This window comes from Rhizobacter sp. P3_B12, assembly GCF_056402895.1.
Window position 1 is genome coordinate 1 of the sequence record NZ_JBFUGN010001670.1, and the last position, 659, is coordinate 659.

The 659-nt window shown below is 69.7% G+C and carries 1 protein-coding gene; it reads left to right on the top strand.

Annotated features, from left to right (window positions below):
- On the top strand, positions 1–271 hold a 271-nt coding region (locus AC1D01_RS37595; RefSeq protein WP_477875034.1), incomplete at its 5' end, for a hypothetical protein.
- Between the last annotated feature and the right edge of the window lie 388 nt (positions 272–659).

Genomic DNA, 659 nt, shown 5'->3' on the forward strand with positions numbered 1-659 from the left:
GTTGTCCAGCGTCGTCGGCGGGTTGGCATTGTTCGAGTTGTTCGGGCTGACCTGTGTGTCCTGGGCGGTCGGCTGCGCCGTCATGTTCTGGTTGGTCGGCGTCGTGCTTTCCGTCGTCGTCGGCCCGTTCGGCTGGTTCTGGTCGGCACTCGCCGAGCCCGGAGCGGCCGTGGTGCCCGATGTCGTCGACTGGGCCGAGGACAGCGATACGACGGCTGCCAGGGCGGCTGCGGACACGAGGGTCAGGGTGGAGAGCTTTGTCATGGTGTGACTCCTTTGCAGGTGTTGGAAGAGGTGGCGCGCCGGCCCCGCCGGTCGCATCCCGCTCTTTTGGCCCGGAGACCCAAAGGTGCGGTACCGAAGGGTGGCAATCGGTGTGCCTTGCCGTGCGGGTGCGTGTCTGTCGGACAGATCGGGCACGCCGACTGCCGTGTCATCGCTAACATGCCTGGATGGTCGGGACGACGCGGGGCGAGCAGTTCAACCGAAAGGAAGCGATGGCGTGGCGCGTGAGCTCGTGTGCGGCAAGCTGGATCTGGGCGATGGGAGCGGCGCTCGTGCCTGGGTGCTGTGCGGCGCAGGCCGCCGAGCCTGCGGCCGCCGAGCCGCCGGCCGCCGCGGCCTCCGAACCGGCGGCAGACGACGGCCCCCCGCGGCCG